At 67.4% G+C, this 983-nt stretch carries 2 protein-coding genes; both read right to left on the bottom strand.

The genetic code is table 11. The annotated features are described in order from the left end of the window. Positions 1-563, bottom strand: a 563-nt coding sequence (locus Tther_RS13150) for a DUF6441 family protein (RefSeq protein WP_143904580.1), incomplete at its 3' end; no start/stop codon positions are given. Continuing rightward, on the bottom strand, positions 550-792 hold the full coding sequence (locus Tther_RS13145) for a hypothetical protein (protein WP_143904578.1): 243 nt from the start codon (positions 790-792) through the stop codon (positions 550-552). The genes Tther_RS13145 and Tther_RS13150, both read right to left, overlap by 14 nt. Positions 793-983: the final 191 nt, after the last annotated feature.

Here is a 983-nt window from a genome sequence, read left to right as displayed (position 1 = left end):
CCCTTCGTCAACTCTTCCCGCAGCGCCCGCTCCATCTGCCGTTGGTACTCCCGCAGAGCCACGCTTCGCACGGTGTCGGCCATGCCAAAGCGCGGTTCGACCTTCTGCTGACGGCGCAGCAGGTACAGGGCCTGAATGGCCTTGCCTTTGCGCTCGAATACGGCGCCACGGCGGACGAACACGCCCTTCTTCGCCAGCATCGCGCGCGGCCACTGGCTCTTGGGGATGACCTGGGTCTTGGCTTTGGCGGCCATCCGACCCATGGGGATCGCCAGCTTGCCGGTCTTGACGCCGCCCGTCTCCTGCAGCGCCATGACGCGGTCGCGCGACCAGACTTCGGCACTGAGCGTGCGCGGGTTCGCGGGCGTGACGCCAACGCCCTGGACAACCCAAGGCCGGCGGATGGTGAACCTCTGAGGCATCACGGCGCGCACCGCATCGCGGGCATCGTACGCGGTGCGGGTCAGCGCCTTGGCGACGGCACTCGGGACGCGCTTCCTGGCCGTCTGCGAAAGATACGCGGTCGTCCTGGCCACATCGGCGCTGAGGTCAAGTTTCAGCATCGGCGCTCTTACGGCGGCGCGGCTGGTTGGCAGTCGCGCTCGTCTGAGTCGGCGAGACGGGCTCGGCCTGGGCCGGCAGCGCTTGGGCGAGCTCGACAGCGACGCCTGCTTGCTGCGCCAGGATCTGTTGGGCGGTGGCCGCATCGACCTCGACCGTCAGGCCCGGCACGAACGCGCGCACGCCGCCATCGGCAGCGATGACCGCCGCACGGGTGATAAGCAGCTTCATGGGGAGTCTCCAGCGCCGGGCAGCCAGGCGAACGCCAGGCCCAGAAACGACAACGCCCACCTAGCAGGCCGTTGAAAAAATACCCTTCGAACGCACCAGTGACGCTGCTTTCGAAGAAACGAGCCGCCCAGACGTGGCTGCGCAGCGATTGCGACGTGCATTTCGGCCGGTTTGCAGGCCGTTTTGCCCAT

Source organism: Tepidimonas thermarum (genome assembly GCF_007556705.1).
Taxonomy (GTDB): Bacteria; Pseudomonadota; Gammaproteobacteria; order Burkholderiales; family Burkholderiaceae_C; genus Tepidimonas; species Tepidimonas thermarum.
Note: the sequence above shows the minus strand (reverse complement) of the source record. Positions and strands in the feature narration are given on the sequence as shown.

Excerpts from the sequence above, each read along its gene's own strand:
- Tther_RS13145 (WP_143904578.1), bottom strand. The coding sequence starts at position 792 with ATGAAGCTGCTTATCACCCGTGCGGCGGTCATCGCTGCCGATGGCGGC.